A 7,115-nucleotide genomic window follows, 5' to 3' on the forward strand; every position below is an offset into this window, starting at 1 on the left:
TCGTCGAGTCCAAGTTTCGCTTTCGGCTCCCTTCAGATCCCGCCTCGCGGCGGGCACCCTGTCCTACAGCTCACGGTTCCGGTCATCACGGCCCGTAGAGAACTTGCATCTCCGAGAAACACAACATGCCAGGCGCACAGCGAAGAGGAGCGTAGATCCTGGATCCACGCTCCTCTTCGTTTGATTCTCAGCAATTCGTACGAATCGATTTCTCGACGAGACCGAACGCGACGCTAGCTCATCAATTCTTTCTCTTTGGCGTCCGCCATCGTGTTAACTTTGCCTTCGTACGTCTTGGTCAACTCCTGGATCTGCTCTTTCAATTGCTCATGAATGTCTTCATTCATCAATTTATTCTTAAGAGCGGTATCCGAGTGCTTGTTGGCATCACGGCGGATATTTCGGATCGCCACTCGGGCGTCTTCAGCAAGATCCTTCAGCCGCGCCACCATCTGCTTACGACGTTCCGTCGACAGCGGGGGAATATTCAAACGAATGACTTTGCCGTCCGAGTTTGGTGCAAGCCCCACGTCACTGGACTGAATCGCCTTCGCGATATCGTTGATTACGCCCTGATCGAAAGGACGAATCATGATTTGCTGTGCTTCCGGAACGCTGATCGTCGCAATCTGTTTCAGCGGTGTCGGTGAACCGTAGTAGTCCACACGAATCGAATCGACCAATCCGGGAGTCGCCCGACCGGTACGCAAGCCTTGAAAGTGGTCATGTGCCACCGAGGCTGCCTTTTCCATTCTCTCTTCAGCGTCGAGGAGTATCTCGTCCTGGTCCATCGTCACAAGCTCCTTTGATAGTGATTAGAGAGCCGGAGCGCCAACGCGAGTCCCTAATCGTTCTCCAGCGATTACTCGCTCGATGTTACCTGGTTTCTGGTAATTGAGCACCACAATCGGAATGTTGTGCTCCATGCAATGATGGATTGCCTGAGCATCCATCACCTGCAGATTCTGTCGCAGAACATCCTGATAGGAAATCTCGGAGTAGCGCACGGCGTGTGGATTCTTCAGAGGATCATCTGAATACACTCCATCAACGCGAGTCGCCTTGACCACGACATCGGCATCGATTTCTCTCGCACGCAGCGCAGCGGCGGTGTCCGTCGTGACGAAGGGGCTACCCGTACCGGCCGCTAGAATTACAACCCGACCTTTTTCCAGATGGCGGATACAGCGGCGACGAATGAATGGTTCAGCAACGGGCGGAATCGTGATCGCGCTTTGAACACGCGTTGGAATCCCGTAGTGCTCCATGACGTCCTGTAGGGCAAGAGCGTTGATCGCCGTCGCCAGCATGCCCATGTAATGAGCCGTCGAGGGAACGACGATCGAGTTCGTGGAAGAGAATTCCTTCCCACGAAGTATATTCCCTCCACCGCAGACGATGGCAAGCTGCACACCGCTGTCGACCACTCGTTTGATCTGCTCACAGATAATCTGAACTTCAGAAAGACTGATGCCAGATTCGCCGGGACGAGCGAAGCTTTCGCCGCTCAGTTTAAGAAGAACTCGCTTATACTTCGGTGTCGTCCCTGCGGGCATCGAATTCAGATCTCCGATCACATCAACAGATTTTTAACGCAAATGGGTTCAATTACCCAGAATCCAGCGAGCGAAGGTCACTGGCTTCAGACCATGCTCGGCCAAGGCCTGATTCACAGTCTTCGAGTCATCTTTGGCGAACAGCTGATAACCCAAAACGCCTTGCTCGGCATAGTAGGTCTTCATTCGTCCTTCGACGATCTTCTCGAGAATATTGGCTGGCTTGCCTGAAGCAGCCGCTTCAGCAGTCAGTCGTTCCTTCTCAGCGGCCACTTCAGCGGCTGGCAACTCTTCAGGGTGGGTGACCACTGGCTTCAGAGCCGCCACGTGCATCGCGACATCGCGAAGCACGGCTGCCGTCTTATTCTCGCCACCGGCACGGACCAGCACGCCGGTCTTGCCGTCGTGATGGGTGTAGGCCCCGGCTGGACCTTCGACCAGCAGAACGCGAGAAACAACCATCTTCTCGCGAATCTTGCCAACGACTTCTTCGAGGAGTGCAGCCAGTGTCATGCCAGGCCGGTCTGGAGCAGTCTGGGCCAGCAGTTCTTCTGGAGTTGCTGCACCCGGGCCTTCGAGCAGTCGCTTCAGCAACTGATCTGCCAGGAAGACGAAGTCATCTGCCTTGGCAACCGGTGCAGACTCACACTGCACTTCGACCATCGCGGCGCGAGTACCATCTGCGGACACACCGGTCCGGATGACACCTTCGCTCGTGGGATTTTCAGCTCGCTTGATCGAAACTTTCTTGTTTGCTTCTTTCAGCAATTCAATCGCGCGCTGCTGGTCACCATTTGCCTCCGTGAGAGCCCTTTTGACTTCCATCATCGGCAGATTGGTCAGATCACGCAGTTCTTTGACTGCCTGGGCAGTGATCTCGGCCATGACTTTGACTCCTCAATTGTAAAAGTTCTGTGCTGACGAAGCTCAGCCGACGGTACCATTCCCGTTTCGCGAAATATCACAAAACAGAATTGCTGCCGGACGGTATCCGAAATGAGCATACCAAATCCGCTTCGCGGACTCGCTCAAATCCGACACCGTCCTACAACGGACTGGCCGCCAGCCGTTCGCCTTGCAAATTATTTATACTGCAACACGTTTGCGCCGCAAACCACTCATACAGCCATTCGAACTAAGACTGAATCGAAGGCCGGGCTTTGTACTGCTCTTCCAGTGGTTGTTCGACTTCTTCTTTCGGCACCATGTTCCGACCTTCTGCAACAGCGGCGGTCAAGTGCTTCAGAACGAGTTGGATCGAACGAATGCTGTCGTCGTTGCCGGGAATCGGAAGATCGACGTCATCGGGATTGCAATCGGTATCCAGCAGAGCGATGACCTTGATGCCGACCAGATGCGCTTCGTGAACGACGTTGTGTTCCTTCTTGGGATCAACAACGATGATTGCTTCCGGCAACCGGTTCATCAATCGAAGACCATTGATGTTGCGAAGCATCTTGCGGTGTTCGCGCAACAGCTTGGACTGCATCTTCTTGGAGTAGGTGTTGATATCACCGGACGAGAAGATCTGATCCAGCTCTTCCAGTCGCTTCATGCGGGTTCGCATGGTACGGAAGTTGGTGAAAATCCCACCCAGCCATCGGTAATCAACATAAGGCATGTTGACCGAGTTGGCACAATCACGGATTGTCTCGGCAGCTTGCTTCTTCGTACCGCAGAACAGAACCAGGCTTCCCTGAGAAGCGACCTTCTGCAGGTACTTCTTGGCGCGGAGCAATCCACGAATGGTTTCTTTGATATCGATGATGTGGATGAGATTTCGGCGACCGTAAATGTAGGGTCGCATCTTGGGATTCCATCGACTGGTACGATGGCCGTAATGGATGCCCGCTTCGAGAAAATCTTTCACCACAATTTCAGACACGTAATGACTCCTCCACGCAATTGAGCGGGCCCAGAATCCAATTCTGTAGTTTTAACCAAGTTATTCTGCAAAAAGTGCAGCATTCCCCAAGATACGCATCGTAACGGCGCTTCCCAATCGCGTCAAATGATCACGTTTTCCAGTGAATCACGTTTTCCGGCGATTGGAACAACAGCGTCAAATCCGCCGTCTTGAGCCCCTCCTGCAACCGGCCCAAACAACGAATCTTGGATACCTCATCGGCTGCCGAAACAGGGTTCATCCCCCTATTTTCGGTCGCACACAAACAAATTCGCCTCTGTGAACCCGAAGATTGCACAGAGGCGTCGTACGCATGCCCCAGGTTTTAATGACAAATCCGGCGAATAACCATCCTTGTAAGGGCATACCATATAACGGCCCGCATTATCGCAAGAGGAGGCACTCTGTCAACTCCGCACACATCAGGAAAAATCATCGCAGCGAAGGCCTCTTTTTCAAAGTATCTGCCCGCACAAAGCCGCCCGTGTGCTGAGGAGTTGTCCACCCAATCGCCCCCGTTTTCAATGCTCACGACGCTTCTCGCGCGGTGCGTCGAAGTCGTCCCGGAGCAATGGCGCCCGCGATCCGGCGTCGGGAATTTCCAGCGGATTTTCTTTCGATCCGAAGTCCGTTAAGTCCCTTCCCCCGTCCAATCGGTGAATAGATACGGACCGAATGATTCATCAAAACAACCGCGGGTTCACTGAGATGGGGCTGCGTTGCGTCGACTGGCGTACATTCATTCGTGATTCCCAACTTGTGATTTCCGGTCCACATCCGAGAATCATCCCCGCGGTTACATCAATCGAAATTCTTTTGCACGGAAGTCGACTCAATGAAATCACTGCAACTCGTCGCTCTGCTCCTGACATTTCTCTACCTCGGCATCAGCGGGGCGTCACCCTCCCCGGTCCGCACAGAGCAGGAGGAGGGAACCGTCGTCGTCGAGAAAACGACGATGGGCAGTCTTGATGTCTCAAAGGTGCTGTTTCTTGGAAACAGTATCACACTCCATTCGCCTGCCCCGGCAATCGGCTGGACGGGTAACTGGGGGATGGCGGCGAGCGCTCAAGAACTGGATTATGTCCATCTTTTGTCGGCCCAAATCGCAGAAGCGGCATCAATGCCGAAAACCAAAGTTCGGAACATTGCTGACTTCGAACGTGGCTACAATGACTACGACATTGAGGGGAAACTGAAAGCAGAACTCGACTTCGCACCGCAGGTGGTCATCGTCGCGATCGGGGAAAATGTTTCCGAACTGGCCACACCCGAGGCCGAAAAGCAGTTCGCGGCTGCATTTGATCGGCTTCTTGCATCACTCAAAGCCCGGCAGCCTCAAGCGATTTTCGTGAGGAGTTCCTTCTGGCCGAATGCCACCAAGGACCAGATCATGAAGCAGGCCTGCGCGAGTGTCGACGCGACTTATGTCGATATTCATCGTCTTGCAGAAGATGAGTCGAACTTTGCCAGGTCGGAACGTGTCATCGAACACGCCGGTGTTGCCGGGCATCCGGGTGACAAAGGGATGCGCGCCATCGCTGACGCAATTTTCGCGGCCATTCAGCAGCGATCGAAACAGCAACCCGAAGAGAAGCGTCCCTAGTAGTGATTCTCCGTGTTGTGACTCTCTGTGAAACAAACTTTAGCTGGTTCATGACTCTACTGAAGTCGAATTGGCATGATGAATCCGACAGATCTTCACAGAGCTGTTACTGCCGTCTTGCATGAGCACATCTCGGAACCTCTTCTCATCCGTTGCAACGTCGACAACAGATCCCCTCTCAAACCGTTAAGGTCACAGCATGAAGACGATGAAGGCCCTGGTGAAAGCCCAGTCCGCTCCGGGACTCACCCTGCAGGACGTTCCAGTCCCTGAAATTGGCATCAATGATGTTCTGATCCGCGTGGACCGAACCGGAATTTGTGGAACGGACCTGCATATCTACAAGTGGGATGCGTGGGCGCAAAAGACAATTCCCGTCCCCATGGTTGTGGGTCACGAGTTCGTGGGCGAAATTGTCGAAGTTGGTTCCAATGTCACCGATTTCCACCCTGGGGAAGTCGTCAGCGGCGAAGGACACGTTGTCTGCGGCCGGTGTCGAAACTGTCTCGCAGGCCGCCGCCATCTCTGCAAAGACACGAAGGGGGTCGGCGTCAATCGCCCCGGTGCTTTCGCAGAATACCTTTCGCTGCCCATGACCAACGTCTGGCACCATCGAGACGATATCGACCGCGACGTGGCTTCAATCTACGACCCCTTTGGAAATGCCGTTCACACGGCACTGTCATTCCCCGTGCTGGGGGAAGATGTTCTGATCACTGGGGCCGGGCCGATCGGCATCATGGCGGCCGCCATCGTCCGACACGCCGGAGCCCGCTACGTCGTCATCACCGATGTCAACGACTACCGGCTAGAGCTGGCGAAATCCATGGGGGCGACCGTTGCCCTGAACGTCTCGAAAGGGAACCTTGCTGATGTCCAGAAGCAGCTCGGTATGAAGGAAGGATTCGATGTCGGGCTGGAAATGTCCGGCAACCCGACCGCATTTCGTGAGCTACTGGCGAACATGGCCCATGGCGGCAAGATCGCCATGCTGGGTATCCCGTCGGAACAGATCGCCATCGACTGGAACCTGGTTGTCTTCAACATGCTGACAATCAAAGGAATCTACGGCCGTGAGATGTACGAGACGTGGTACAAGATGTCCGTCATGCTGGAGAGCGGACTGAATATCCGCCCCGTCATCACACATCGCTATCACTACACCGAATTTGAAAAGGGCTTTGAAGTCATGCTGTCAGGACAGTCGGGGAAAGTCGTCCTCAACTGGAAGAACGAGGCCTGACCCACGAACCCGCATCAACTCCGGGAAGTGTCGCTTGATCGCGGCACCTCCCGGACCCGAGCCAGCTCGAATCGCTGACCGGACCGGGGACAGTTCAGACTTCAGGCCCGACGCGGAGAATGAACTGACTCGCAGAAACGTCCCGGTGTCGAGCTAACCTGCAGAGCCGAAGGTGGCACCATCACTTGGGGCTGCGTGGAATCCTGAGTACACAGCGGAATCCGACGTCGCTATGGGCTTTCCCCATATCCTTTCCCGTCCGATGCCAGATACTCCAGTTCTCGCCATTTCCCTTGACGACGCGAAGATTCATGTCACGAACCTTCTTCGGGCCGCTCCAGTTTTTCAGACTGTCTTTCGAAATTGAGTTCACGGCTTCTTCATGAGCCGTCGCCGAGTACAAATCTGCGCACCACTCAGAGGCGTTCCCCGCCAGGTCATAAATTCCGTAGGGGCTGCGGTCGGCAGCGAAGATTCCCGTCGCCGAGATGGTGCGTTCGGCCCACAGCGGTCTTCCGTCCCCCCAGGGTGTTCTCAACCCGTGAGTACCACGAGCCGCTTTCTCAAACTCGGCTTCCGTCGGAAGCTCCATGCCCGCCCACTTGGCGTAATTAACTGCAATCCCCCAGGGAAGTCCTAACGCCGGCAACTGGGGGGGACTCGAGGCATTCAGCGGAGCCGGGGGAACCGTCTTCTTTTTCTCGCGCATTTCGACACGGTACCTCTCAAAGTCTTGAATTGTGACTTCGAGCACCTGCATGTAGTACGTGTCGAGTTCTACTGTGATCGAAGGCCTGCTGACAT

7 protein-coding genes are annotated in these 7,115 nt (G+C 54.6%); 2 read left to right on the forward strand and 5 right to left on the reverse strand.

Features of this window, described 5'->3' with window-relative positions:
- Positions 1–233 precede the first annotated feature (233 nt).
- From frr to rpsB, 4 genes are all read right to left on the reverse strand, one after another.
- Complete coding sequence (frr, locus tag VGE80_RS14910; RefSeq protein WP_440593213.1) at positions 234–791, reverse strand: ribosome recycling factor; 558 nt, start codon at positions 789–791, stop codon at positions 234–236.
- A gap of 24 nt (positions 792–815) precedes the next feature.
- A complete protein-coding gene (gene pyrH / locus VGE80_RS14915) occupies positions 816–1,556 on the reverse strand; it encodes a UMP kinase (RefSeq protein WP_373653808.1) in 741 nt (246 codons plus the stop codon).
- A gap of 48 nt (positions 1,557–1,604) precedes the next feature.
- The gene (gene tsf / locus VGE80_RS14920) at positions 1,605–2,441 is read right to left on the reverse strand and encodes a translation elongation factor Ts (protein WP_397569512.1); all 837 of its coding nucleotides are present in this window, start codon (positions 2,439–2,441) and stop codon (positions 1,605–1,607) included.
- Positions 2,442–2,691: 250 nt separating this feature from the next.
- Positions 2,692–3,441, reverse strand: coding sequence for a 30S ribosomal protein S2 (gene rpsB / locus VGE80_RS14925; protein WP_373652745.1), 750 nt, complete (start codon positions 3,439–3,441; stop codon positions 2,692–2,694).
- A gap of 856 nt (positions 3,442–4,297) precedes the next feature.
- On the opposite strand from rpsB, the gene VGE80_RS14930 reads away from it, so the two are divergent.
- Together VGE80_RS14930 and tdh are read left to right on the forward strand one after the other, a co-directional pair.
- The gene (locus VGE80_RS14930) at positions 4,298–5,068 is read left to right on the forward strand and encodes an SGNH/GDSL hydrolase family protein (RefSeq protein WP_440593214.1); all 771 of its coding nucleotides are present in this window, start codon (positions 4,298–4,300) and stop codon (positions 5,066–5,068) included.
- 208 nt (positions 5,069–5,276) lie between these two features.
- Positions 5,277–6,311: an L-threonine 3-dehydrogenase gene (tdh, locus tag VGE80_RS14935; protein ID WP_440593216.1), complete on the forward strand. Its 1,035-nt coding sequence runs from the start codon at positions 5,277–5,279 to the stop codon at positions 6,309–6,311.
- Positions 6,312–6,492: 181 nt separating this feature from the next.
- Here tdh and VGE80_RS14940 read toward each other — a convergent pair.
- On the reverse strand, positions 6,493–7,115 hold a 623-nt coding region (locus VGE80_RS14940; protein WP_440593215.1), incomplete at its 5' end, for a formylglycine-generating enzyme family protein.

It is taken from the genome of Schlesneria sp., assembly GCF_036405755.1.
GTDB classification, from domain to species: Bacteria; Planctomycetota; Planctomycetia; order Planctomycetales; family Planctomycetaceae; genus Schlesneria; species Schlesneria sphaerica.